The 24,654-nt window shown below is 33.9% G+C and carries 23 protein-coding genes, 1 riboswitch and 2 other annotated features; of the genes, 14 read left to right on the top strand and 9 right to left on the bottom strand.

Going from position 1 to position 24,654, the window contains the following annotated elements; genetic code table 11:
• Positions 1-13 precede the first annotated feature (13 nt).
• The 3 genes from GVV10_RS03835 to GVV10_RS03825 all read left to right on the top strand — a co-directional run bounded on the left by GVV10_RS03835 (position 14) and on the right by GVV10_RS03825 (position 4,503).
• Positions 14-1,042, top strand: a complete 1,029-nt coding sequence (locus GVV10_RS03835) for a sugar-transfer associated ATP-grasp domain-containing protein (RefSeq protein WP_159519787.1) — start codon at positions 14-16, stop codon at positions 1,040-1,042.
• 77 nt (positions 1,043-1,119) lie between these two features.
• Positions 1,120-1,333 (top strand) — a binding site (T-box leader).
• 34 nt (positions 1,334-1,367) lie between these two features.
• Positions 1,368-1,931: a GNAT family N-acetyltransferase gene (locus GVV10_RS03830; RefSeq protein WP_159519786.1), complete on the top strand. Its 564-nt coding sequence runs from the start codon at positions 1,368-1,370 to the stop codon at positions 1,929-1,931.
• Positions 1,912-4,503 (top strand): valine--tRNA ligase, encoded by a 2,592-nt coding sequence (locus GVV10_RS03825; protein ID WP_159519785.1) that lies wholly within the window; start codon positions 1,912-1,914, stop codon positions 4,501-4,503. Before GVV10_RS03830 ends, GVV10_RS03825 begins: the two co-directional genes overlap by 20 nt.
• A gap of 195 nt (positions 4,504-4,698) precedes the next feature.
• On the opposite strand, the gene mgtA is transcribed toward GVV10_RS03825, so the two are convergent.
• Complete coding sequence (gene mgtA / locus GVV10_RS03820) at positions 4,699-7,281, bottom strand: magnesium-translocating P-type ATPase (RefSeq protein ID WP_159519784.1); 2,583 nt, start codon at positions 7,279-7,281, stop codon at positions 4,699-4,701.
• A gap of 207 nt (positions 7,282-7,488) precedes the next feature.
• On the opposite strand from mgtA, the gene ald reads away from it, so the two are divergent.
• The 7 genes from ald (at position 7,489) to GVV10_RS03785 (ending at position 14,774) form a co-directional block, all read left to right on the top strand.
• A complete protein-coding gene (gene ald, locus GVV10_RS03815; protein WP_159519783.1) occupies positions 7,489-8,616 on the top strand; it encodes an alanine dehydrogenase in 1,128 nt (375 codons plus the stop codon).
• A gap of 29 nt (positions 8,617-8,645) precedes the next feature.
• A complete protein-coding gene (locus tag GVV10_RS03810; protein ID WP_159519782.1) occupies positions 8,646-9,629 on the top strand; it encodes a zinc dependent phospholipase C family protein in 984 nt (327 codons plus the stop codon).
• Between the two features lie 21 nt (positions 9,630-9,650).
• A complete protein-coding gene (gene hpf / locus GVV10_RS03805; protein ID WP_159519781.1) occupies positions 9,651-10,196 on the top strand; it encodes a ribosome hibernation-promoting factor, HPF/YfiA family in 546 nt (181 codons plus the stop codon).
• A 48-nt stretch (positions 10,197-10,244) separates the two neighbouring features.
• A complete protein-coding gene (locus GVV10_RS03800; protein WP_159519780.1) occupies positions 10,245-10,655 on the top strand; it encodes a cell division protein SepF in 411 nt (136 codons plus the stop codon).
• On the top strand, positions 10,648-11,130 hold the full coding sequence (locus tag GVV10_RS03795) for a DivIVA domain-containing protein (RefSeq protein ID WP_159519779.1): 483 nt from the start codon (positions 10,648-10,650) through the stop codon (positions 11,128-11,130). Before GVV10_RS03800 ends, GVV10_RS03795 begins: the two co-directional genes overlap by 8 nt.
• Positions 11,096-11,303 (top strand) — a binding site (T-box leader). (Overlaps the previous gene by 35 nt.)
• A gap of 46 nt (positions 11,304-11,349) precedes the next feature.
• Positions 11,350-14,070: an isoleucine--tRNA ligase gene (gene ileS, locus GVV10_RS03790; protein WP_159519778.1), complete on the top strand. Its 2,721-nt coding sequence runs from the start codon at positions 11,350-11,352 to the stop codon at positions 14,068-14,070.
• A complete protein-coding gene (locus GVV10_RS03785; RefSeq protein ID WP_159519776.1) occupies positions 14,067-14,774 on the top strand; it encodes a TrmH family RNA methyltransferase in 708 nt (235 codons plus the stop codon). Before ileS ends, GVV10_RS03785 begins: the two co-directional genes overlap by 4 nt.
• Before the next feature lie 4 nt (positions 14,775-14,778).
• Here the strand turns inward: GVV10_RS03785 and GVV10_RS03780 are convergent, their stop codons facing one another.
• The 8 genes from GVV10_RS03780 to GVV10_RS03745 form a co-directional block, all read right to left on the bottom strand.
• Complete coding sequence (locus tag GVV10_RS03780; RefSeq protein WP_159519774.1) at positions 14,779-15,921, bottom strand: hypothetical protein; 1,143 nt, start codon at positions 15,919-15,921, stop codon at positions 14,779-14,781.
• Positions 15,922-16,095: 174 nt separating this feature from the next.
• Positions 16,096-16,587, bottom strand: coding sequence for a hypothetical protein (locus GVV10_RS03775; protein ID WP_159519772.1), 492 nt, complete (start codon positions 16,585-16,587; stop codon positions 16,096-16,098).
• A gap of 308 nt (positions 16,588-16,895) precedes the next feature.
• On the bottom strand, positions 16,896-17,162 hold the full coding sequence (locus GVV10_RS03770; protein ID WP_159519770.1) for a hypothetical protein: 267 nt from the start codon (positions 17,160-17,162) through the stop codon (positions 16,896-16,898).
• Positions 17,143-18,489 (bottom strand): hypothetical protein, encoded by a 1,347-nt coding sequence (locus tag GVV10_RS03765; protein ID WP_159519768.1) that lies wholly within the window; start codon positions 18,487-18,489, stop codon positions 17,143-17,145. Before GVV10_RS03765 ends, GVV10_RS03770 begins: the two co-directional genes overlap by 20 nt.
• Positions 18,464-19,138: an ATP-binding cassette domain-containing protein gene (locus GVV10_RS03760; RefSeq protein ID WP_159519766.1), complete on the bottom strand. Its 675-nt coding sequence runs from the start codon at positions 19,136-19,138 to the stop codon at positions 18,464-18,466. The genes GVV10_RS03765 and GVV10_RS03760 overlap by 26 nt, the downstream gene beginning before the upstream one ends.
• 31 nt (positions 19,139-19,169) lie before the next feature.
• Positions 19,170-19,361, bottom strand: coding sequence for a hypothetical protein (locus GVV10_RS03755; RefSeq protein WP_159519763.1), 192 nt, complete (start codon positions 19,359-19,361; stop codon positions 19,170-19,172).
• Between the two features lie 282 nt (positions 19,362-19,643).
• Positions 19,644-20,252, bottom strand: coding sequence for a superoxide dismutase (locus GVV10_RS03750; RefSeq protein ID WP_159519761.1), 609 nt, complete (start codon positions 20,250-20,252; stop codon positions 19,644-19,646).
• Between the two features lie 55 nt (positions 20,253-20,307).
• Positions 20,308-21,777, bottom strand: a complete 1,470-nt coding sequence (locus GVV10_RS03745) for a carboxypeptidase M32 (protein ID WP_159519759.1) — start codon at positions 21,775-21,777, stop codon at positions 20,308-20,310.
• Between the two features lie 76 nt (positions 21,778-21,853).
• On the opposite strand from GVV10_RS03745, the gene GVV10_RS03740 reads away from it, so the two are divergent.
• From GVV10_RS03740 to GVV10_RS03725, 4 genes are all read left to right on the top strand, one after another.
• Positions 21,854-22,330, top strand: coding sequence for a phosphatidylglycerophosphatase A family protein (locus GVV10_RS03740; RefSeq protein ID WP_159519757.1), 477 nt, complete (start codon positions 21,854-21,856; stop codon positions 22,328-22,330).
• 12 nt (positions 22,331-22,342) lie between these two features.
• Positions 22,343-23,020: an AAC(3) family N-acetyltransferase gene (locus tag GVV10_RS03735; protein WP_159519755.1), complete on the top strand. Its 678-nt coding sequence runs from the start codon at positions 22,343-22,345 to the stop codon at positions 23,018-23,020.
• Between the two features lie 22 nt (positions 23,021-23,042).
• Positions 23,043-23,144: riboswitch (TPP riboswitch) on the top strand.
• A gap of 35 nt (positions 23,145-23,179) precedes the next feature.
• Entirely contained in the window at positions 23,180-23,704 is a 525-nt protein-coding gene (locus tag GVV10_RS03730) for an energy-coupled thiamine transporter ThiT (RefSeq protein WP_159519753.1), read from the top strand.
• Positions 23,705-23,809: 105 nt separating this feature from the next.
• Positions 23,810-24,340 carry a DUF402 domain-containing protein gene (locus GVV10_RS03725; RefSeq protein WP_159519751.1) on the top strand — a complete coding sequence of 177 codons (531 nt, stop codon included), beginning with the start codon at positions 23,810-23,812 and terminating at the stop codon, positions 24,338-24,340.
• The last annotated feature ends 314 nt before the right edge of the window (positions 24,341-24,654 follow it).

Genomic DNA, 24,654 nt, shown 5'->3' with positions numbered 1-24,654 from the left:
AGAGGGGATCCTTGTGAAAAAGATAATGTGGAATTTAAAGTACTATTTTAAACGTTTAAAAAATATGGACCATAAAGGTTTTTTTGATGCGATTGATGTTGCTCACGCTAAAAGTGGCAAATTTCGCATCTTTTTGTTTTTCGATATGGTATGGTCATCATGGCGATACACCGCAGGATATGTTGATTACAATGAATTTGAATTTTATTCAATAAATGGCAAACAACGGAAAACTTATCTGACGCTTGGACAATCACACAAGGTTGAAAAAGCCTATAATGATGCGAAGTATAGTGGTATCTTTGATGATAAGTCAATATTTGTTGATAGGTTTGTTGAATACGTATCAAGAGATCATATCGATTTAAGAAAAGTGTCTGCGGATGATTTTTGTAAATTTGTTCGTGATCATAAAAAAGTTATGGCTAAAAAGACGAGTGATTATGTTGGACGTGGGATTGATAAAATAGATTTAACGACTACACCAAATTTAGATTTGTGTAAACTATATCATGAATTAAAAGATTCAGATCAAGTCTTAATTGAGGAATTCTTTAAACAACATCCTAAAATGGATGAACTCTCTGATAAAAGTGTTAATACCTTGCGTATTATTACATTTCTTGATGATCAAAAAATTCCGCGTGTTTTGGTTAGGGTTTTAAAATCAGGGCTAGGAAAACATCTTGATAATATTGGGCAAGGTGGTATGTATACAATATTAGATGAGAATGGCGTTGTTAAATATCCATTTCTCGATCAGTGTGGTAACCAACATACCATTAACCCATTAAACGGTCGACCATTAATTGGATTTCAAGTCCCCAATTATCCTGTCATTGAACAACAGATTAAAGAAGCGTGTCTAAAAGTTCAACAGGTTCGTTATATTGGGTGGGATGTTGCAGTTACTCCGGAAGGCAATGCAGAGATTATTGAAGGAAATACGAGTACGGGTCCATTTCAATTAGCACCAAGTATGTGTGAACGTAAAGAAGGATGCAAGCCGATTTATCAAAAATATATGAATATTCAATTGTAAATCTCTTTTAATATTCGATGATTTTGATGCTTTGATTCTTGGGCTTGTGCTAATAATCAAAGAATGATAAAATAACGGTAAGTTCGAAGAACAAGAAAAGTAAAATTACAAAACTGAAAATAGAGATGTATGGCTTGGTGAAACATACACAGTTTATAATTTGAAAGTCGCTTGGGAGAAAGAAATCAGAACTCATAGTAAGATTTCTCGTGGCTGGCGTTAACAGATTATGGAGGCTTTATTAATTGATAAAGTAAATTAAGGTGGTACCACGATAACATCGTCCTTTGGGTGATGTTTTTTTTGTGTGAAAGGGTGATGAGATTTGTCAAAATATAGTGTTCCTCTTTTAGAAACTGAACGCTTGATTCTAAGAGGACTAAAGAAAGAAGATGCTGAAGCAATGTATGATTATGCTTCAAACATCGATGTTGCATCGTTTACTTCATTTCAACCCCATACCTCGTTAGATGAAACGAAGCACATTATTGAGACAGTTTTTCTTTCTCGACCTCAAAAGAATTGGCCCGAAGCCTTTGCACTTGTTGATAAAAAGACTAAAAAGATGATAGGGACCTGTGATTTTTGGCCGGTAATGGGTAATGATTGTTTTGAAATGGGGTATGTCTTACACAAAGATTATTGGCACCAAGGTCTAATGACAGAGGCGGTACAAGGAGTCTTGCGATTTGCTTTTGAAGAGTATGGCGTTCGTCGAATGTCTATTCGTCATAAAAGCAATAATGCTAGATCTCAACGTGTCATTGAAAAAATAGGATTTATATATGAAGGAATGCATCAGGCAGTTTTCATTGAAAATGCCGAAGTTGTGGATATGAAATATTATAGATTATTGAAGGAGGAATATCATGGGAAACGAATTAGATAAAAAATATGATCATTTAAAAGTTGAAGCTGATAAATATGGGAAGTGGTTAGAAAAAGGGTATTTTACCGCGGGAGACAAAAGTAAAGAGCCTTATTCTATTGTTATTCCACCGCCAAACGTAACGGGTAAATTACATTTAGGGCATGCATGGGATAATACATTACAAGATATTATTGCGCGTTATCAAAGACTCTTAGGGAAGGATGTTCTCTATCTTCCGGGAATGGATCATGCAGGGATTGCAACACAGGCAAGAGTAGAGAAAAAAATGAGAGAAGAAGGGATGTCCCGTTATGATCTAGGACGTGAAAAATTCTTAGAAAAGTCATGGGAATGGAAGACTGAATATGCCAAACATATCCGTCAACAATGGGGTAAATTAGGTTTATCTCTTGATTATTCTCGTGAACGTTTTACCTTGGATCAAGGTCTAAATGATGCTGTTAATAAAGTTTTTGTGGATCTTTATAACGATGGTTTAATTTTCCAAGGGGATAGAATTATTAACTGGGATGTTGAAGCACAAACTGCTCTTTCAAATATAGAGGTCATTCACAAAGAGATTGAGGGGAATTTTTATACATTCGAGTACACAGTCGAAGATACACAAGAGAAGCTGGCTGTTGCAACAACACGTCCAGAAACAATGTTTGCGGATGTTTGCTTAGTTGTTCATCCTGATGATCAACGTTACACTCATCTTGTTGGTAAAAAAGCACTTAATCCTGCAAATGGTCAGTTAATTCCAATTATTGAAGATGATTACATTGATATTGAATTTGGGACTGGTGTCATGAAATGTACACCCGCTCATGATCCCAATGACTTTACGATTGGTGAAAAATATGGACTAGAAATGCCGAATTGTATGAATCCAGATGGTACTATGAATGACCTTGCCGGTGAATTTGAAGGTTTAGAACGATTTGCTTGTCGTAAAGCATTGGTCGATAAGATAAAACAAGATGGCAAATTAATTTCAGTAGAACAACGAATTCATCAAGTTGGGCATTCAGAAAGAACAGATGTTATTGTTGAGCCATATTTATCAAAACAATGGTTTGTAAAGATGAAGCCATTAGCAGAAGCTGTGTTAGACCATCAATCAGAAGAAAAAATTGAATTTTATCCTGATCGTTTCAATCATACATTTCATCAATGGTTGGAGAATATTGAGGATTGGTGTATTTCACGTCAATTGTGGTGGGGACATCGTATTCCTGCCTGGTTCCACAAAGAGACTAACGAAATCTATGTGGGTCTAACGCCACCAGAAGACATTGAAAACTGGAATCAAGATGAAGATGTGCTTGATACTTGGTTCTCAAGTGCATTATGGCCGTTTTCAACCTTAAAATGGCCAGAGGATAGTGAGGAACTTGCTCGTTATTATCCAACGGATGTTCTAGTTACTGGCTATGATATTATTTTCTTTTGGGTTGCTAGGATGGCTTTTCAAGCTCGCTATGCAACAAATAGCATACCGTTCAAAGATGTACTCATGCATGGTTTAATACGTGATGAGAACGGGTTAAAAATGAGTAAATCACTGGGGAATGGTGTTGATCCAATGGATGTTATTGAAGAACATGGCGTTGATGCCCTTCGATTCTTTTTAACAACCAATTCAAGCCCAGGTCAAGATATGCGATATATTCCTGCAAAAGTAGAATCTTCATGGAACTTTATAAACAAAGTTTGGAATGCATCACGCTATGTTCTTATGAATTTAGAGGGTGAAAATTTTGATATAACACAAGCACAACTATCACAAGTTGATCGATACATTATTAATAAATATAATGAAACACTCAAAGAAATTAGTAAAAATATGGATCGTTACGAATTTGCACTTGTTGGAAATACATTAACCCGCTTTATTTGGGACGATTTTGCAAACTGGTACATTGAATTAAGTAAAACTGGTCTTCAAGGCAATGATGAAAGCATCAAGTATGGAAGTAAAGCAACATTACAATTTATATTAAAGAATATTGTCATCATGTTACATCCATTTATGCCATTTGTCACAGAAGAAATTTATCTTGCTTTGCCGAACGCAAAAGAAAGCATAAATATCGAAGAATGGCCAAAAGAATTTGCAGTCGAGACACAAGACCTGAACCAAGTAGAATTGTTGATTAATGCCATCTCAGCAGTTCGGGAATTAAAAGTTGATTACGAACTGAAACCATCAACACGTTTGAGTGTACAAATGTTAGATGAGAAAAATAATACGATTGAATTTACAAGCTCAATCAAAGAAATGATGGAAGGTATGGCACGTGTCGACTTTACAGATTTAGAAGACGATACCCTACGTCATCCAATAAAAGGAGCAGCGTTACTTTTCAATAAGTCAGAATTGATTGATGTTGACATGTTGATTGAAAAATTAACGAAAGAAAAGAACCATTTAGAAAAAGAAATTAAAAGAGCAACCGGTATGTTAGCAAATAAAAACTTTGTCGACAAAGCCCCCGCAGCAAAAGTTGACGAAGAAAAAAACAAGCTTGAAGAGTACAAACGACAATTAAACCTTGTTGAAGAAGAACTTGAAGGATTAAAATAGTAACTAAATAAACATTTTATAGTTTAAGTGATAAAGGTATGACTTCCTTCCATGATAAGGCGTCATACCTTTTTGGACTCCATACGTAATATTGTTTTTAATTGAATGAAAAAAAGAACTGCAGTAAATAAAACGGATTCCATGAAATTGTCATGGTTTTTATTTAAGCAGTTCTTTTTAATGAATGATTATTATTTAATCTAATGGAGTCCAAACAAACTTCTTGACGATAGCAGTTGTTATCAAATATAATCCAACAATTCCAAGGACCCAAGAAAGATGTCCTGGAGCAAGTGGAGCTAGCTCAATTGAGTAAGCAAGCGGTGTGGTTACTAAGGCCACTGTGATTGCAACAGATAAAATTGATACCGCGACTAAGACAGTCGAAGGTTTGTTTTTGAAAGAAAATGGTTTTTTTGCTCGAATGATAAAGATAATAAGAGCTTGAGATAAAATCCCAAAGGTAAACCAGAAAGCTTGGAATGCGGTAGCTTGTGCTGGTGTGTTAATTCCTAAGACATAGTACAGTACAATAAATGACATAATGTCGAAAACAGAACTTAATGGACCAAAGACTGCCATAAATTTAACCAAGCGACCCGACTCTAATTTGCGAGGCTTATCAAGGTCTTCGTCATCGCAATTGTCAAACGGAATTCCTGTTTGAGCCAAATCACTGAGCAAGTTTTGTACTAAAATATGAACAGGAAGTAAAGGTAAGAAAGGCAAGAATAAACTTGCAACGATGACTGAAATCATATTACCAAAGTTCCCACTGACTGCCATTTCAAGGTATTTAATCATGTTAACAATTGTTTTACGTCCTTCAAGGATACCTTTTTCAAGGACAGTGAGATCTTTCTTCAAGAGAATGATATCAGCACTTTCTTTAGCAATATCAACGGCAGTATCGACTGAGATACCAACATCAGCTTGCTTTAAAGCAAGCGCATCATTAATTCCATCTCCCAAGAAACCAACAGTATGATTATTTTCTTGCAATGCCTTAACAATTCTTTGTTTTTGAACAGGTGATATTTTTGCAAATAAATGACAACTACCTACTACCTCACGCAGTTGAGTATCGTCCATTGCATCAATATCTTTACCGAGATAGGTTACCTCAGTATCGATTCCAACCTTCGCACAGACTTTTTTAGCAACACCTAAACTATCTCCCGTAATAACAACAACATCAACACCGTGTTGGTTTAGACTTTCAATGGTTGGTTTTGCACTTTCTTTTGGTGGATCTAAGAAACCAACAAAACCGATGAGAACCATATCTGATTCATCTTTAATGCCAAATTCATGTTCATTAGGAATGTCGTTTTTTTGAGCGACAGCAATCATTCTCAAACCATCATGATTATGTTGTTCATAAACTTCAAAGGCTTCTTGACGGGTTTGATCATCTAATTTAGTGACGATTCCGCCACGATCAATATAACTACAAATTTTTAAAATTTCTTCAACGGCACCCTTGGAAATTAACTGTCTTTTGCCATTTCCATCTTCGAGGATAACAGACATACGGCGACGAGCAAAATCAAATGGAACTTCATCAACAATACGATAGTAATTAACCAAGTCATCCATATTATAAGATTTGGCACGCTCAATAATTGCTAAGTCAATCAGATTTTTTAATCCACTTTGGAAATAGGAGTTCAGATAGGCATGTCGTAAAACGCGCATGTCATCTTCACCCGTTACATCCATATAACGTTCCAAAATGATGTTATCTTGCGTAATTGTTCCAGTTTTATCAGTACATAGGACATCCATCTCACCAAATGAAGAAATTGAACTCTGAGATTTTACGATGGTTTCATGTTTTGCCATATTAATCGCCCCGCGAGCTAAGCCACTCGACAAGACAACTGGAAGCATTTCTGGGGTTAACCCAACCGCAACAGTTAAAGCAAAGGTGAATGAATCAAGGAAGTTTCCTTTTAAAATACCATTAATAATGAAAATAATAGGTAACATAATCAACATTAATCTCATTAATAATCGACTGATTGTTGCGATGCTATTTTCAAAACTATTCGGTCTTTTTGTATTTTCCAAACTGCGATTCATTTGGCCTAAGTATGTATTGTTCCCTGTTCGAATGACAACGGCGCGTGCACTTCCACTCACAACGTTTGTCCCCATTAAACACAGATTTGAATAATCGCTCTCACTGTCTGTTTTTTTATCATTAAAACTGACAAATTTTTCGATAGGTTGAGATTCTCCTGTTAAAGTCGCTTGAGAGATAAACAAGTCTTTTGCAGAAATCACACGCATGTCTGCAGGAATAATGTCACCTGCTGATAAACGAACGATATCACCTAAGACCAATTCATCGATGGGAATTTCAATAAATTCACCATCACGTAAAGCGGCGGTCGTATTCGAAACCATATTTAATAGTTTTTCACTTGCTGCACTTGAACGTTCATCTTGAATAAATGAGATTAGTGTAGAAATCATGACAATGACAACTAATATTGTGAAAGTTACAAAGTCTTTTTCCTTTGGGAGTAAAATGTCGCTAAAAAATGTAACGACAATCACAATCATTAATACAAGGTTAAAAGGATTGATTAAGACGTTCACAAATCCAACAAACGGATTTTTTCGTTTTTTCTGTTGGATTTCATTGGGACCATAATCCTCCAAAAGTTGAGCAGCTTTTTCACCAGAATAACCACTCTGACTAGCGCCCAATTCTTTAAGAACTTCGTTTTGAGGACGTTTGAGCAGGTCAATCAATTTTTTTATGTCCATAATACCATCTCCTTCTCACGTGGGGATTGAAAAATATAATCCCTATCTATCAAAACTATAACAAATTAGTGCTTTGATAGCAATTAAGAGGATAGTTCTATTTTCAAAATAAACCGACATGTGGTATTATTTTTTAATAGAAGAAATAGTTAAAGAAAACAATATACCAAGACGTGGAGATCGTCATCGGAATTAAGGAGAAACATTATGATTATCGGAAGTGTAAAAGAAATTAAAGAATTTGAAAATCGAGTTGGCTTGATTCCAGCCCATGTTAAAGAATATGTTAAAGTTGGTCATCAAGTCCTCGTTGAAAAAGGTTTAGGCTTAGGGAGTGGATTCACTGATCTAGATTACCAAGAGGCAGGAGCAACTCTCATCGATAAACCTGAAACAGTTTGGCAAAAAGCAGAAATGATCATCAAAGTTAAAGAACCTTTGGAAAGTGAATTTGATTTGATGAGGAATAATCAAATTATTTTTACTTACCTTCATTTAGCAAGCAATGAAGCCCTAACCCATGCATTATTAGAAAAACAGGTCAGTGCAATTGCTTATGAGACTGTGGTTGACCAAGAAGGACGTTTACCATTATTAAAACCAATGTCAGAAGTGGCAGGTCGCTTATCGATTCAAGAAGGGTCAAAATACTTAGAGAAAACTTATGGCGGTAAAGGGATTTTATTATCAGGAGTACCAGGAGTAAGGAGTGGTCATGTCACCGTAATTGGAGGCGGAGTTGTAGGGATGAGCGCTTGTAAGACGGCTTTGGGAACTGGCGCAACTGTTGCTGTTTTAGATCGAAATCTTGATCGTTTAGCTTATATTGAAGATGTTTTTAATGGCCAAGTTGAAACATTGTATAGTGATGAAAAAAGCATTGAAGAAGAATTAAAAAGGGCAGATGTTGTTGTAGGAAGTGTGCTTTTACCAGGTGCGAAAACACCTAAACTGGTAAGAAAAGAACACCTATCACTTATGGAAAAAGGAACTGTTTTGGTTGATGTTGCAATTGATCAAGGCGGCTGCTTTGAAACAAGCCATCCAACAACACACAGTGATCCAATTTATATCGTTGATGGCATCGTTCATTACTCGGTCAGCAACATGCCAGGTGCTGTGCCTAAAACATCGACAGTTGCATTAGCAAACGCAACATTGCCTTACGGCTTAACAATTGCGAACTATGGTTTAGAAAAAGCTTTGGAAATTAATGAAGGATTAATCAAAGGATTAAACTGTTATCAAGGACAAGTAACTCATCAAGGTGTTGCTGAATCATTTGGTCTAGACTATACAGAATATGAAAATTGTATAAAAATAATGAAAGTTTAACCTTTTCTTGATACAATGTATTAAAGGAGGTGGCCGATATTCCAAATGTAACAGCTCATGGACTTATGGCGCTTGATGTTTATAATCAATTGGAAGAATCTCAAGTCAGAGATGCAATAGCAAAACATCCTAAAGCATTTCTATTGGGAAGCAATGGACCAGATATGTTATTCTATTACAATGTCTTTCCATGGCAAGATCAAAAATTAAACGCAATTGTAGCAGATTATGGACACGCAGTTCATACTCGTAACATCAATGATTTTTATAATCATGCGCTTAAGTTTATTCAGTCGACAAAAGATGACAAAAGGAAGAATGTACTCATTGCATACGTAGCAGGACATTTTCTACATTGGTCGCTTGATTCGCTAGCCCATCCGTTTGTTTTTTACCGTTCAGGTCCGCTGAGTGGGAAAAGCAAATATTGGCATTATCGATATGAATCAATGTTGGATGCCCTCATGGTCACTTATGTTAAACGAAAAGATATGGCCTCTTTGAAAGCTTATCGATTCGTTGATGTTGATGATTATGAAAAACGAGTGATTTCATTTTTCTACCAACAAATGTTATCGGATGTTTTTGGTATCTATACAAAACCAGAAACCGTCGCATCTGCGATTACATCATTTAAATCTATTTTAAAGTTCTTATATGATCCTCATAATTTGTTTACCCCTTTGGTTGAGTCACTTGAAAATAAAATGGCCGAACCTTGGGCATTCTCGAGTCATATAGTCAATTCGAAAATCGATGCTAAATATGATGTTCTCAACCTCAAGAAAGAGCCTTGGTCAAACCCAACGGATATTGAGGATGTTTCAACCATGAGTTTTATTGAATTATATGATTATTCAGTGAAACTTGGTGTGTTACTACTTCATGAATTTTCTTTAGCGCTAGCTGGAGAACGAGATTCCTTTGATGATTTATTAGAAAATCGTCAGTATGACACAGGACGTCCTGAAGGAATTCAGATGAAGTATTATGATAGTATTTATGATAAATAATAAAAAGAAGGAGGAAGTAATATGTTAATTTATATTCATGGTAAGAATGTTGATATTACCGATGCAATGCACGCTAAGGTGGAGGAAAAGCTCCAATTCTTAGATAAGTATTTCGATGTCGATGATTCATTTAGAGCAAATGTGGTTGTAAATGTTTATCCAGAAGGTGTAAAAGTAGAAATTACAATTACATCAAAAATCGGAACGCTCCGTGCAGAGGTCCTTCACGAAGATTTCTATGCAGCAATTGATAAGGCTGTCGACAAATTAGAAGATCAAATACGAAGACATAAAACACGTATTTCCAAGAAAAATAGAGAAGGTTTATCACAAGCTTTCTTAAAAATGATTGAGCAAGAAGAAAAAGATTTGGAAGAAGAACCACAATTAGTCCGAACAAAAGCTGTTTTTGCAGAAAAAATGAACTTAAACGATGCGATTGTGGATATGGAAATGTTAGGTCACTCATTCTTTGTTTATACAGACGATGAAACAAATGAAGTAGCGGTTGTTTATAAGCGCCGTGATGGTGATTATGGTTTACTAGAAGTTGAAGCGGATAAATAGTTAAATAGGCTTTGACTGTGTTATAATTGTTTCAATGGAGGAAGCGCGATGAGTTTTAAAGATAAATTAAAAAACATACTGACTCCCGTAGAAGACGATTACGAGGAGTATATTGAACTGACTGAAGAAGAAACAGAACGTTTGAGTGAATATGAGCAACCACGTTCTCAAGGAGGTCCTAAGTTGCCAAGCGATACAAAAATGGTGTTATTTGAACCAAGATCATTTGAAGAAGCAGATGAAGTTGCCCGTTACTTAAAAGAACGACGTGCAGCCGTTGTTAATCTTCATCGATTGCAAAGAGATTATGCCCAAAGAACGATTGATTTTTTAACGGGAGTTGTCTTTGCACTTGATGGTTCAATTCAAAAAATAGGACACAATGTCATACTGTGCACACCTAAAACAATTGGTGTTGAAGGTGAAATTAGTATGAACATTGATGAGTTGGATGAGTAGCAAGAAAGAATTTCAGATCAAACGAAAAGGGTATGACCGGTTTGAAGTTGATCAAGAAATTGCTCAATTACAGCGTGAACTTCAGGAAAGCAAAAAACAATCTGAAATCTACAAAGAGCAAGTTGACAATTTAAGCCAACAAAAAGCTCATTTAAGTAGTCGATATGAAACACTGATTGATGAACTAAGAGTTCGTGAACGTGCAGCAGAAGAGATGGCTCGAATTGCATTGCGTGAAGCAAACTCAATCATTGATCGTGCTTATGATAATGCTGATATGATTGTTCGTGAAGCAATGTCATCGGCACGTCAGATATTAGTGGAGATTGCTAGAATTTCGACCCAATCTCATGTACTAAGAGATGAATTACAAACAAAAATTAAAGAATTAGAAACTGTACTGAATGGTTTGGAACTTCCAGAAGCTCCGCCATTAGCATGGTTAGACGAAGACCAAGACACATCTGATCAATAATTAAAGAGAGTTCGTAAACGGTGAGAGCGAACAAGAGATTGATTGGATATCACTTGCGAGTTTGATTTCTGAACGAAGAGTAAGAAATTACGTTTAAGACGCGTTAAGTTTTTTAAGAGCATGGTGTTTTTAGCCATGAACTAAGGTGGTACCGCGTTTATGACGTCCTTACATATTCTTGTAAGGGCGTTATTTTTTATTAAGAAGGAGATAAAGATTATGGATTATAAGAGTACACTATTGTTACCAAAAACAGAATTTGAGATGAGAGGTAACCTCAATAAGAAAGAACCACGTTTTCAAGAAAAATGGGAAACAATGGATCTTTATGCACAAATGCAATTAAAAAGAGAAGGACATGAACAATTTGTTTTACACGATGGTCCTCCGTATGCAAACGGTAATATTCACTTGGGTCATGCATTAAATAAAATTTTAAAAGATTTTCTTGTTCGTTCTAAATTTATGGCGGGTTATAAAACGCCGTTTAGACCAGGATGGGACACACATGGATTACCCATTGAAAATGCTATTCAAAAATTAGGGGTTGATCGAAAATCGATGCCTATTGCAGAATTTAGAGCGCTTTGTGAGAAATATGCTTTGGAACAAGTTGAAATTCAAAAAGCAGACTTTAAATCATTAGGGACTGTTGCAGATTACAAAAACCCTTACATTACATTAAGTAAAGATTTTGTGTCAAAACAAATTAAAGTCTTTTCTGACATGGCGATGAAGGGAATGATTTACAAAGGAATGCGTCCAGTTTACTGGTCTCCTTCCAGTGAATCAGCGCTTGCAGAGGCTGAAATCGAATATAGAGAAAGACGAGACCCAGCTATTTTTGTTAGCTTTAATGTAGAAGACGGCAAAGGGTTATTAAATAAAGATGATGCATTCTTAATTTGGACAACCACACCGTGGACAATTCCAGCCAACTTAGCGATTTCACTCCATCCTGATATGGATTATGTTCTTGTGAAAACCGAACGTGGAAACTTAGTTATGGGAAAAACATTAATAGGTGATGTACTTGAAACGATTGAAGTTAAAGAACATACTATCCTTAAAGAATTCAAAGGGAGCGATCTCGAGAATATTACAGTAAAACATCCTCTTTACGATCGTACTTCACGTGTCTTAAATGGTGATCATGTCACTGATGACGCAGGAACTGGCTGTGTTCATACTGCTCCTGACCATGGTGTAGAAGACTTTGAAGTTGCTAAAAAATATGGAATTGAACCTTTTGGTCCTGTCAACGAGCAAGGTATTTTAAATGAAGTTACAGGAGAATTCGCCGGATTAACATTTGAAGAAGCAAATAAAGCAGTTACTATGAAGTTGGATGAGCTTGGTCACATGCATAAAATGTCATGGCTTGTTCACTCCTATCCACATGATTGGCGAACAAAGAAGCCAATTATCTTTAGAGCTACAACACAGTGGTTCGCATCGATTGATTCAGTTAGAGAGCAAGTTCTTGCTGAAATTGAAAAAGTTGAGTGGCAACCGGCATGGGGACAAAAAAGAATGCACAATATGATTGCAGATCGTGGCGATTGGTGTATTTCAAGACAAAGAGCATGGGGTGTTCCAATTCCTATCTTTTATTGTGAAGATGGAAATCCTATCATGGAACAAGAAGTTTTTGATCATATCGTCACTGTCTTTGCAACTGAAGGTCCAAATGTTTGGTTTGAAAAGGAAGCAAAAGATTTACTACCTGAAGGGTATGTTAATGCGCATTCCCCAAATGGTATCTTTACAAAAGAAAAAGATATTATGGATGTTTGGTTTGATTCAGGATCATCACATACAGCTGCATTAGATCATAAAGAAACGCCTTTACCAGCAGATGTTTACGCTGAAGGATCTGACCAATATCGTGGATGGTTTAACTCATCACTTATTATTTCAACAGCTGTTTATGGGATTTCACCGTACAAAAAAGTTGTGAGTCATGGCTTTATCATGCATGATGATGGTGAAAAAATGAGTAAATCTAAAGGAAATGCATTAAGTCCTCAAGCAATTACCTCAACCTTAGGTGCTGACACGCTCAGACTGTGGGTTGCGAGTGTTGATTATCACAGTGATATTTCAATGTCAGAAAAATTATTAAAACAAATCAGTGAATCCTACAGAAAAATTAGAAATACATTTAGATTTATGTTAGGGAACTTGAATGGCTTCAGTGCACAAGAACATGGGGTTGCAGTAGAAGATTTGAGTTTGCTTAATCGTTATGTCTTAAATGAAATTATTGATGTAAATAAACAAGTACAGGCGGCTTATGCACAGTTTGATTATCAAAAAGTAACAACAACTGTCCTAAATTCAATGACAAATCTCATGTCATCATATTACTTAGACTACAACAAAGACACGCTTTATATTGAAGCAGAAGATGATAAAAAACGTCGAGAAGTTCAAACTGTTTTATATCATGCTGTTGACATTTACTCACGCTTGATGGCGCCAATTCTAGTTCATACAATGGAAGAATTAACTGAGCAATTTAGTCCGGAAACAGAAAGTATTCATTTGGAAACATTTAGTCCGATGAAAGATGCAATCTTAACTGAACAAGAAAACGAATTGTTTAAAGAATTGTTTGAATTTAGAGATGCGGTGTTTAAAGCACTAGAAGATAAACGTGCAGAAAAAGTTATCGGAAAATCGCTCGAAGCACATGTCACATTAAATGTTGCTAACGATTTCAAAGAAACATTAGAAACAGTCTTTGGTCAAGATTTAGCTCAATGGTTAATTGTATCCAAAGTGAGTTTCACAGCTGATCAATTAGAAGAAGTTCAAGGGTATAATATTGCAGTTGAAAAAATTGAAGGAAGTGTATGTCCACGCTGCTGGAATATTGTTGAAACTGTCAATGAAGATGGTTTATGTGAACGTTGTGCTAGTGTCTTAACAAAATGATTACCTCAGTTAAAAATGACTTTGTTAAACACTTAGTCAAATTAAAACAAAAAAAATATCGTGACCTCCACCAAGAGTTCTTGGTGGAAGGCGAACACTTGATTCAAGAACTTAAAAAATCGAGTTATAAATATCAGGTTATTGGCTTGGATGCCTCATGCGATATCCAGGTTAGTGAAACCGTTTGTAAAAAGATTTCAGATTCTACTTCAGGCTCAACACTATTTGCTCTAGTCAAAATGAAGCAAGACGTTAAGACGATATCAAGTCGACATATTTTAATTGATGGTGTTCAAGATCCTGGAAATATTGGTACAATGATACGAACAGCTCATAGTTTTGGTTTTGATGCGATCTACCTATCGAATAATTCAGCAGATCATCTGAGTCCTAAAGCGATAAGGTCAAGTCAAGGCGCAGTTTTCCACATTCCTGTTATTAGAGGAGATCTCAGAGAAATAATTCAAGCGTTAAAAAAAGAAAAAATTAAAGTCTATGTGACCAATTTGTCAAGCGATTCTGTTCCATTGGAATCATTAAGGGTTGAACCGGTTGCAATTGTTATGGGTTCAGAGGGTCAAGGTGTTTCCCAGGAAATACTAACGTATGCAGACCAAGAAATTATTATTGAGATGAATGCGTTTGATTCTTTAAATGTCGCAATCGCTCAAGGTATTATTTGTCATTATTTTAGAAAAAAATAGGAAGTCACTGATTGTGATTTCCTATTTTTAATTGGGGGAATTTTTGAAGTACTACAGATAATGATTTATATCTTCTAGCTGTTAGAAGATATGAAGCAAGATATGAACACGTTAAACATTTAACTAAATAATCATGGTAATATGCGTTACAAATAAAGTCTATGTTTTTTTCAAGTTCAGAAGTCGATAGGGTTTGCTCTTTAATTTTACGAATGAATACCAAGACTGATGCTTCAAAATCATTCTCTGTAATAATTTCAGATGATTCTAAATTTAACTTTAAATCTAAAATCATGTTCGCCAATTTAGTAGAAGAGGAATGCTTTGATAAGTTATGTCGGAGTTGAATAGCGTCATCAAGCTCATCGAGATAAATTAAAGATTTAAACCATTCCTGATCCAAACTATCACTTGCTACTTGATTATAAGATAGTAAATTGCGGAGCTGTTCATATATTTTGAATGAATTATTAAAGTCTTTATTCATGACCGTAATCTTCATCCTTAATAATTGAATATCGATAATTCTTTGATAATTATGATTCTTTAAAGCATTATACTCCGAAACTTCTAAAAATTTCAAAGAAGAAATAAAATCGTTATTCAAGAAATGGGCATAGGCCATGTAGTAATTAAAGATATAGAGTTTGCTAGGGCAACTTAGGCCATTCTCAGCATGGTTCATTAATTGAATTGGTTTTTGCTTTAAGAAATAATGTTCACATAATAACCAATAGTACAACGAGTCATTCATAGACTCAACTTGATCTAACGAATAACTTAAATTCATTTGAATCTTATAAATCGAATTCAAAATATGATAACGATTTTGTAATACAAGAGAAATCGAAATTAAATACGATAAAGGTTCGATTCTTTGATAGAGTGATGTTCGATTAATGGTCTTGTAGGTAAGAGAGTGTTGAAACATATCCAAAAGGCTATACAATGTTTCTAACTGCTGTATTTCTAACTTATAGTTTATATCAAGCGTTTCTAACAAGTGGTTTAAAAGCGCATGATTAGCTCGTCGATTGCGATTTAAAATCGCAGATAAATACGGACGAGCATAACCGGCTTCATAAGCAAGATCCGTCACCTTTATATGTTGAGTGGATAAGTGATGACGGATTAGGTCTATTTTCAAATCTAAAGTGTCAATACTATCCCTCCTACCTTCATTAATTGTAGCGGAAACAGTGAAATATTGTGTTTCCGTAATTAAACGAATATCTACGTTTTAAATTTGAATTTATGACTAAATAAAGATACATAATTAAAAAATGCAGTATATAAGACTGTTATTAGTTTTTTAACAAGGTTACATATCGCTAAGTATTCTAAGATATTCCTGTTCTAAACTCTTTAAAGAATCAGTTAACCCGACTTGAGAATCCTTGATTTGACCATTTGTGAAAGTATACAAACTAGGTACCAATAAGGAAATCGAGCCATCATCATGGGTCTTAAGTTGGTTATTTAAAAGTGCATTGAGCGCTGCACGTTGCTTTTGATCTATATTTGATGCGTTAATATGATAAATGTTGTTTAGCTCATATTTAAATGCAAGTGTGTTCAGGGAAGGTATTGCTTTTTGACAAGCACCACAATCAGGCGTTGATAGAACGATGGCGAACGATTCTTTATCTTCCATCTTTATAAGCTCATCAAAAGATATATTTTTTATAGAAGAAGAATCCAAATTGTACTCGCTAAACCATTGACCATCCGAATGTGATGATTGTTTTCTTCCTTCCATCGAACAAGCACTTATAAAGAATAATAGAATAATAATATATTTTTTAATTTTCATAATTCCTCTTTTCGTTAAAATATTTTAATAAATTTTGCCAAAATGACTGACCATCTGAGGTAACAGGAAGAAACGACAGCATAAAAATTCTGTTAATAAAACTAAGGCTTGCACGACTGCTTATTGAAAGAATAAGATGAATTAAAATTGGTGCGAAACTAATGATACAATTTTGTAGGTAGGCGTTATTTTCTCGATACTCAATATAAGGGAAAAAGAATAAAAAGAACTTTAATTGTGGAGTTCTAGCAAAGAATAAAGCAAAAATAAAATGAACCGATTCATGCAAAGTAAGTGTTATATAAAAATCAATGAGATACATCATGTTTGCTAAATTTATTTACCATTGCTGTTAGGCCTAGAATTGCAAAATAAAACAAAATAATCCTAGGTGCAACACTAAAAGAAGTAGAAATATAAGTTGGTGTCTCTATGTGATCAAATACAATTCCCATCGTACTGGTAACTACTCCAGTTTCTGACAAAGAAAATAATGTGAAAACATAATCTATTAAAAGTAAAGCAAGAAAAAGGTTTGTCCCTAAATAGATGCTTTTAAATGCTGTTTTTTTCATAAAACCTCCTAAATTTATAACTAGTGAATACAAGAAAAACAAATGTCAATAAAACATGCAGAGTATATTTTAGATATGTTTCCTTAACAATGATGCTTAATAGTATTAACAGAAATGAAAATATAGTCAGCATGAAATTTGATATAAAACGATTCAAACTATTATTTTCACGCGGGAAAACAACTCCTAAATAGATAGAGCTCAAGAAGATCAGATAAGCTTGAAAAATTGCTAGTGGATTAGTCCTAAGAGCTAAAACGATAAACGGAGAATTAATTACAGTAAATACAAGAAACAAAACACCTAAAATACTAATAGAGTCATGATTGTTATAGAAAAATAAAAATTTCTGTTCATGGCTTATATTTGAAAAAAAGTTGATTCCTATAGCTGTCATAAACAAACTTAAAGAGAGAGCAATCGAAGGATCTTTTGTCATCATTAAATTTAACATTTGGGCTAAGAAAGTAAAAACAAGTATGAATAAACTCTTGCTATTTCTGATTATCGAATAGATATACTTTCTTTCTGTTGTCATCTTTTTTGAACTTGTCAATCGAAAATAGCGATTTGTAAAAGTGTGTGTCAAACTTACGGTATGCGTAATAAATAAAGAATAAAGCCATAATAGAATGAACGACACAAACAAAAGAAAGAGCCAAAAAATAAGACTGCTTTTTGAAAAATAGGAAAAAACATCTAATTTTTTTAAATCATTAAACCAAACCACAAGTTCAGAATAGTAGACAGCAACATAAATAATTGAGAGATTAACGAGGATTATTATTCGTGTTGCCGTAAGTTTAAAACCCAATTTTTGATAGTTCGTTTCCAAATATTTTGTAAAACAATCAATAATTACGAACATTAGATTAAAACCAATAACGCTCATTAAAATAAACTTTAAAAATAAAATTGCATTCAAACTCCGGTAAAGTGGAATGCCAGCTTGTAAAAGAATTAAAATAAGTGCAAAAATCTGGACTCCTATACTCATCAATATTTTCTTTGTAGTGTTTAACAGTTTATTGCTAATGAAATTTGTTACAAAAAATTGGTTGAGTTTATAAGAAAAATCAAAACTAATATAGACAAAGAGATACGAAATTATTGCAACGGAAGGGATCTGTAAGATTCCTAGTATGACGATGTTATTCAACATTTCAAAATTCGAGTTTAGGTTCGTTGGCGTAATTGAAAGACTGTAGTAAACGAAAATAACGACAACAAACACAAACAAGTATAAATTTTGTTTGTTTTCTTTAACATTAAACTTACCAAGGAATTCTTTTATTAAGATTCTAAATAAAATTATTAATTTGCTCATATAAACTTTCAACTTTACTTAGGCTCGACAGCTGTTCTCTTAGGTTTCCAGTAATTGATCGCACTTGATGATTGTCTATCAGAAGAACTTCATTAGAGATGCGGTCGATAAAATCAATCTCATGGGAAGAGATAATAAAAGTAGACTGATGATGCTCAAGGATTTTCTCAATGAGCAAAACCGCTTCTATATCTAATCCACTTGTTAACTCATCGAAAATATAGTATTTGCAATTTAATAAGATTCCAACAATAAACTGGATTTTCTTCTTCATTCCATATGAGTAATGTTCAATTAATTTATTTTGATCAATAAAAAACAACTCACAAAGCTTATTGAAATAATCAAAATTTATATCCTTTTCTTTTAGTTTATGCAAATAAATAAAATACTCTTGTCCTGTGAGGTAATTAGGTAGAAAAAAATCTGAAGGAATATAAAAGCAATCATCAATTCCTCGACTATTTTCTGAGAATGAAATATTCCCTTTAAAATCTAGGTCTAAGCCCAATATAAGATTTATCAGCGTAGTTTTACCACTACCATTTAACCCAATCAAACCATAAACATTGTTATTCTCAATTTTTAAATCAACATTTTTAAGAACTAAATGGTTAAATTTTTTTTCTAGTATATGTACCTTAATCATAATAAAAAGATATAGAGAGAATTCTCTATATCTATTTCCAACACCCGACTTTCAGTGGGTTTGCTATAACGCCAAAGCTATGACCTTTGTAAGTACAAAAGATTGCGTAGAATACAATGGCAATAACAATAAACCAAACAATACCAGGTGCATGATTCTTGATGCTTTTTGGATTTGAATCCTTAAAATCTAATGCAAAATAATTCGAAAATAAATGTAACATATTGTAATACCCCTCTTTCACAAGAAGAATAACAATCAATTTTAATCGAGTCAATAAAATAATTAGAACTGTGTGATAATACATCAGAACAGTCGATTTTCAAGATTTAACTACCCAAAAAGAAGAAATAAAGTGACACTTTAACTGGCTTTTATCTAATGCTTCGAAGAGTGTAAATGACTCTATCATCCATGATAAATCGTTAGAGTATCTTGAAAAACAAAAAAAGAGTGCTCAATTGAGCACTCTTCTATGATATTGAAAGTAAGTCTGATTAATCGATTACTTATTATTTAAATATAATTCGTTAACTTTTTCCCAATTAATAACATTAAACCAATTTTCGATATACTCAGGACGACGGTTTTGATATTTTAAGTAGTAGGCATGTTCCCAAACATCAATTCCTAGTAAAGGAGTATAACTTTGCATAATTGGGTTATCTTGGTTCGGAGTTGAGATTACTTCTAATTCTTTGTTTTTGTTTAAGACTAACCATCCCCAACCGCTACCGAAACGAGTTGCAGCAGCTGCACTAATCTTAGCTTTGAAATCATCAAATGATCCAAAAGTTTCTGTAATAGCCTTCGTAACTTCGTTATCAAGTAATTTAGAATTAGGTGTCAATGTTTCCCAGAATAAACTATGGTTCAAATGGCCACCACCATTATTTTGAACAGCGACTTTTATGTCTGCTGGAACATTGTCAATATTTGCGACGATATCTTGTAAATCTTTATCTTTTAACTCAGGATGTTTTTCAAGTGCACCATTCAAGTTATTTATATATGCTTGGTGGTGTTTTGTATGGTGAATCTCCATTGTTTCTTTGTCAATATGTGGTTCCAATGCATCGTATGCATAAGGTAATTTAGGTAATGTATGTGTCATTAATTAATTCCTCCTCTATGACCCCATATTAGCAAACTTCTACTTTTATATCTAACTATATGCCTAGTAATTGGCTATATTTTTCCTTCAGGTAGTTAATGTAGTGGTGAGGATTAAAACTTTCATTGGTAGCTTTGTTTAAAATTGTATCAGCTTGATAAAAACCGCCATATTGATGAACCTCGTTTTTAAGCCAAATAAACATTGGCTTTAAATCTCCAGTCATTAAACCACTTTTTAAAGGTATGTCTTTTTCCATTTGAACCATAAACTGCGCAGCATAAGCGCTTCCTAATGCGTATGTTGGGAAATACCCGAATGATGCATCTGACCAGTGAACATCTTGAAGAATTCCAAGGTCATCTGATTCAACATTAATGCCAATATATTCCTTCATCAAATCTCTAAATTTGATATTGAGATTTTCGGGTGTCTCATTGCTTTCAAACATCATTTTTTCTAATTCATAACGAACAAGAATATGAAGTGGGTAAGTCAATTCATCGGACTCAGTTCTTATGGCAGAACGCTCTACATAATTAATACCCAGAATAAACTCATCAAGAGAAATATTGGAAAGAGTGGTTGGGATAATAGCTTGCAATTTCCCATAAATTGGAATCCAAAATTCTTTACTTCGTCCAATATTGTTCTCTAGGAAACGTGACTGTGATTCATGCATGCTATAACTCATATTATTTGCCACGGCATGACCTTCAAATTTAGGATTTACATTGTGGTTATATAGAGAATGACCGACTTCATGAATTACCGAGAAAATATTCGAAGTAAAATCGTCAACTTTGTAATGTGTTGTGATGCGAGTGTCGTTAATCGAGAACGTACTACTAAATGGATGTTCGGCTTCAGCTAAATATCCAAAGTCAAAACTATAAGAAAGATGATCCATGATGAGTTTTGAGATTTCTTTTTGTTTTTCAATGGGCACATGACTTGTTAAAAAATCAGGCTTATCACCTTGTGCTTCAATGACAATATCAATAAATGGTACGAGTTCTGTCTTGATGACTTCAAAAAAATCATCAACTTTTTCAAGTGTTAGGCCATCTTCATAATCAGAGAGCAATTGTGTATAAAGAGGTTGTTCTTCCTCACGATAAGCCATCAATTTTTTTCGAGAAGCAATTAACTTAATTAAGTTGTCTTCAAATAATGAATAATCATTTTTACTTTTTGCATCTTCCCATGCTTGTTGAGAATCATTTGTTAGATGAACAAAATCTACATATTCCTTTTCTGGAATGTTCTTAATTTTTAAGATTTCTTTGCTTGTATATTTAGCACTTTCAGCAATAATTGCATCGTCATGATTTTGTGCTTCTTTGAATACTTTTATGCTTTCGTCACTTGTTAATAATTTGAAATACTCACCATTCAATAAAGCCATTGCTTCATTTCGATATGGTGCGCCTTGTTTAGGTGCGATTGTTAAAGCATCATACATCATTGTGTTTAATGCTAAACCATAACTGTTTAATAGTTTTGTTAGTTCGGTATAGTTCATAGATAGACTCCTTCTAGGTTTTTAACCTTTCATAATGTATAATAATAATATCATATTATTTAGAAGGGTGATTATTATGTACGAAGAATGTGTTAATCTTTTGAATGAACGTGGAGTCTTGGTTTCGGATATTGTTGACTGCGTTGTTTATTTGCAAAAAGAATTTGTGAAAAATATTGATCGAGATGAAGTCACTGAAATTGTAAAAGGTGTTTTAAATAAAAGGGAAGTTCAACATGCCTTGTTAACCGGGATAAATATTGATATTCAAACTGAAAATAATAAGTTTGGAAGTGAACGTATTCAGAATATTATTATGACTGATGAGGGTTTATACGGAATCGATGAGGTATTGGCGTATGGAATTTGTAATTTATACGGATCAATTGCATTGACGAATTATGGTTACATTGACCGAGTAAAACCTGGAATTATCGCTAAACTAAATGATGCAACAGACGGAAAATGTCATACATTTTTAGATGATATTGTTGGTGCAATTGCTGCAGCAGCTGCAAGTAAGTTGGCGCATAGTCAGATCAAAGAAATATAAGGAGACAGAATCATGGCAATTGATAAATTATTAAAACGCTTAAATCATCGTCACGACGATTTAGTTATGATAAGAACCAATGAATGTCTAGATGCAAAAACCTCAAAATTATATTTAGATATCTTACTTGAGAAAACAAATAATGAGGGAACCTTAGTAATGTTAGGGGATTGTGAATTCAACACAAGTGCTGAAGGTGACGATTTCTTGATGGCTTTACAGCCTCAAGAACGATTTATTTTAAGTTCAACTAAAATGATGCAACTAGCATCTTTAAAACATGAAAGCCAATTTGCCTACCATCCCGGTATTTCCTTGTTGTCACTTGGTAAGTATGCAAAATTATTTTCACGACCTCAGTCATTAGATTTTCCTTATGGTGAAGAATCTGTGTTTTCAGATTTATACGATCTAAATGCTGTTATCATTTTCGTGAGTGCAAAACATATACCCTTTGAAGCTAAATATGCATTGCATGATCTAGATGAAAAAGTAATTATAAAAAATACATCAGCAATTGAAGGAGAACTTATTCCCTACCTTGATTATGAAGTAAATTGGAAGTTGTTGCACGGCATTGTGTTTGGTAGCGGCCTTATGTTATATGAAATTGAAGATGATTTAATTATTTATGGTGTGCGCTATAAAGATTATATTGATTACATTAAGAAACGTATAGTATTTGATTAAGTTACTATATTGTGTATAATACATTTGTGAACAGGGGAACTATTGTAGTTGAGAACGATTTACTCGTAAACCCTTATCACCTGATCTAGGTCGTGCTAGCGTAGGGAGTTCGAGTTTTTTCCTTACGCCTCATATTTATTATGGAGGTGTTTTTTTTATATGAAAATGAAAACGAAGGATCTTGTTTTGATGGCGATGTATATTGCTATATTTGTTGTGTTAGAATTCTTAAGTGATCGATTTGGATTGTTTAAGATGCAAGCGGGTGGGAAACTGTCATTAAGTATTATTCCGCTGATTATTGCAGGTTACCAATTTGGTTTTGGACGTACATTGTTTATGTCGATGATTGCTTTAGTCCTTAAGTTTATGTTTAATCCACCAACATTTGTTCATGTTGTTCAATTTATTATGGATTATATTGTTGCTTATGGGTCTTATTCAATTGTTGGTTTGTTCAAAGACTGGAATGTGAAAGGTCTTGCATTACCAATTGGGGTAATTATTGCTAATATTGTTCGGTTTATGGCGCACAATATATCTGGATGGGTGTTTTTTGCAGAATACTACCCTGTCGATATGGTAAAGGCGGTCATGGTTTATAACTTAACGTATATGATTCCTACGACAATTGTTAGTTTTATTGTGGTTATGGTCATCAAACCAAGATTGTTGGAACATTAGAAATAGTAAAGGATAATTTCTTACTAGAAATTATCTTTTTTTATGCGAATATTTGATATTGGTCTGTCAAAAACATATAATGAATTAGGATGGGATGTGAAAATTATGAAACCAAAAATAGGCGAAGTAATTTACATTCAAAGTTATAAACATGATGGGTCATTACATCGTACTTGGTCAAGTGGGACTGTGTTGGATGTCGATGATGAAAAAATAGTGTTGATTACATATAAAACCTGGGTTGTTGAAGGTGATGGACGGAAGTGGTTCACACGAGAACCAGCCATTTGTTTTTATTATTTTGAGCGTTGGTATAATGTTATATCAATGATTAGAAAAAAAGGTGTTTATTATTATTGTAATCTAGCATCACCAAGTATATACGATGGTGAGTCACTAAAAAATATTGATTATGATTTAGATGTAAAGAAATTTCCAGATGGAAAAGTAATTGTTTTGGACGAAGATGAGTTTTTGGATCATCAGGTTAAAATGAATTACAGTGATGAAATCATTGAAATTGTTGAAACTGAAAAGAATAAGTTAGTTGAAAGAGCGGAATATTCTTATTTTCCTTTTAACGAGAAATTAATCTATCAGTATTTCAATCAATACTTTGATATAAAAGAACGTTAATTACTTCCTTATATATAGAATATATAGAGTAAAATATATAGAGTAAAAATTCATTGTGTTTTAAAAGCGATAATCAGCTATGTTTTGACGTCGAAAGCCTTAAATGGTGGAATATTAAAAAAGATTTCAAAACATAGTTGACAAAGGATGGTAGAAATAGTATTATGATTAGGCACTCAAGAAGTGCGCAATGGTCTTTGAAAACTGAACAGGAAACGTCAATTTCAAACAGAAATAGATAACAAAAATAAAACAATAACTCGTCAGAGTTATTCATGAGAAAGAATCAAATGAAGAGTTTGATCCTGGCTCAG

It is taken from the genome of Erysipelothrix urinaevulpis (assembly GCF_009828835.1).
GTDB classification, from domain to species: Bacteria; Bacillota_I; Bacilli_A; order Erysipelotrichales; family Erysipelotrichaceae; genus Erysipelothrix; species Erysipelothrix urinaevulpis.
This window is presented reverse-complemented; position numbering and strand designations above follow the sequence as displayed.

Excerpts from the sequence above, each read along its gene's own strand:
- GVV10_RS03825 (WP_159519785.1), top strand. The coding sequence starts at position 1,912 with ATGGGAAACGAATTAGATAAAAAATATGATCATTTAAAAGTTGAAGCT.
- GVV10_RS03765 (WP_159519768.1), bottom strand. The coding sequence starts at position 18,489 with ATGAGCAAATTAATAATTTTATTTAGAATCTTAATAAAAGAATTCCTT.
- GVV10_RS03735 (WP_159519755.1), top strand. The coding sequence starts at position 22,343 with ATGGCAATTGATAAATTATTAAAACGCTTAAATCATCGTCACGACGAT.
- GVV10_RS03725 (WP_159519751.1), top strand. The coding sequence starts at position 23,810 with ATGAAACCAAAAATAGGCGAAGTAATTTACATTCAAAGTTATAAACAT.
- mgtA (WP_159519784.1), bottom strand. The coding sequence starts at position 7,281 with ATGGACATAAAAAAATTGATTGACCTGCTCAAACGTCCTCAAAACGAA.
- hpf (WP_159519781.1), top strand. The coding sequence starts at position 9,651 with ATGTTAATTTATATTCATGGTAAGAATGTTGATATTACCGATGCAATG.
- ald (WP_159519783.1), top strand. The coding sequence starts at position 7,489 with ATGATTATCGGAAGTGTAAAAGAAATTAAAGAATTTGAAAATCGAGTT.
- GVV10_RS03785 (WP_159519776.1), top strand. The coding sequence starts at position 14,067 with ATGATTACCTCAGTTAAAAATGACTTTGTTAAACACTTAGTCAAATTA.
- GVV10_RS03745 (WP_159519759.1), bottom strand. The coding sequence starts at position 21,777 with ATGAACTATACCGAACTAACAAAACTATTAAACAGTTATGGTTTAGCA.
- GVV10_RS03770 (WP_159519770.1), bottom strand. The coding sequence starts at position 17,162 with ATGAAAAAAACAGCATTTAAAAGCATCTATTTAGGGACAAACCTTTTT.
- GVV10_RS03750 (WP_159519761.1), bottom strand. The coding sequence starts at position 20,252 with ATGACACATACATTACCTAAATTACCTTATGCATACGATGCATTGGAA.
- GVV10_RS03755 (WP_159519763.1), bottom strand. The coding sequence starts at position 19,361 with ATGTTACATTTATTTTCGAATTATTTTGCATTAGATTTTAAGGATTCA.
- GVV10_RS03775 (WP_159519772.1), bottom strand. The coding sequence starts at position 16,587 with ATGAAAATTAAAAAATATATTATTATTCTATTATTCTTTATAAGTGCT.
- GVV10_RS03760 (WP_159519766.1), bottom strand. The coding sequence starts at position 19,138 with ATGATTAAGGTACATATACTAGAAAAAAAATTTAACCATTTAGTTCTT.
- ileS (WP_159519778.1), top strand. The coding sequence starts at position 11,350 with ATGGATTATAAGAGTACACTATTGTTACCAAAAACAGAATTTGAGATG.
- GVV10_RS03730 (WP_159519753.1), top strand. The coding sequence starts at position 23,180 with ATGAAAATGAAAACGAAGGATCTTGTTTTGATGGCGATGTATATTGCT.
- GVV10_RS03800 (WP_159519780.1), top strand. The coding sequence starts at position 10,245 with ATGAGTTTTAAAGATAAATTAAAAAACATACTGACTCCCGTAGAAGAC.
- GVV10_RS03740 (WP_159519757.1), top strand. The coding sequence starts at position 21,854 with ATGTACGAAGAATGTGTTAATCTTTTGAATGAACGTGGAGTCTTGGTT.
- GVV10_RS03795 (WP_159519779.1), top strand. The coding sequence starts at position 10,648 with ATGAGTAGCAAGAAAGAATTTCAGATCAAACGAAAAGGGTATGACCGG.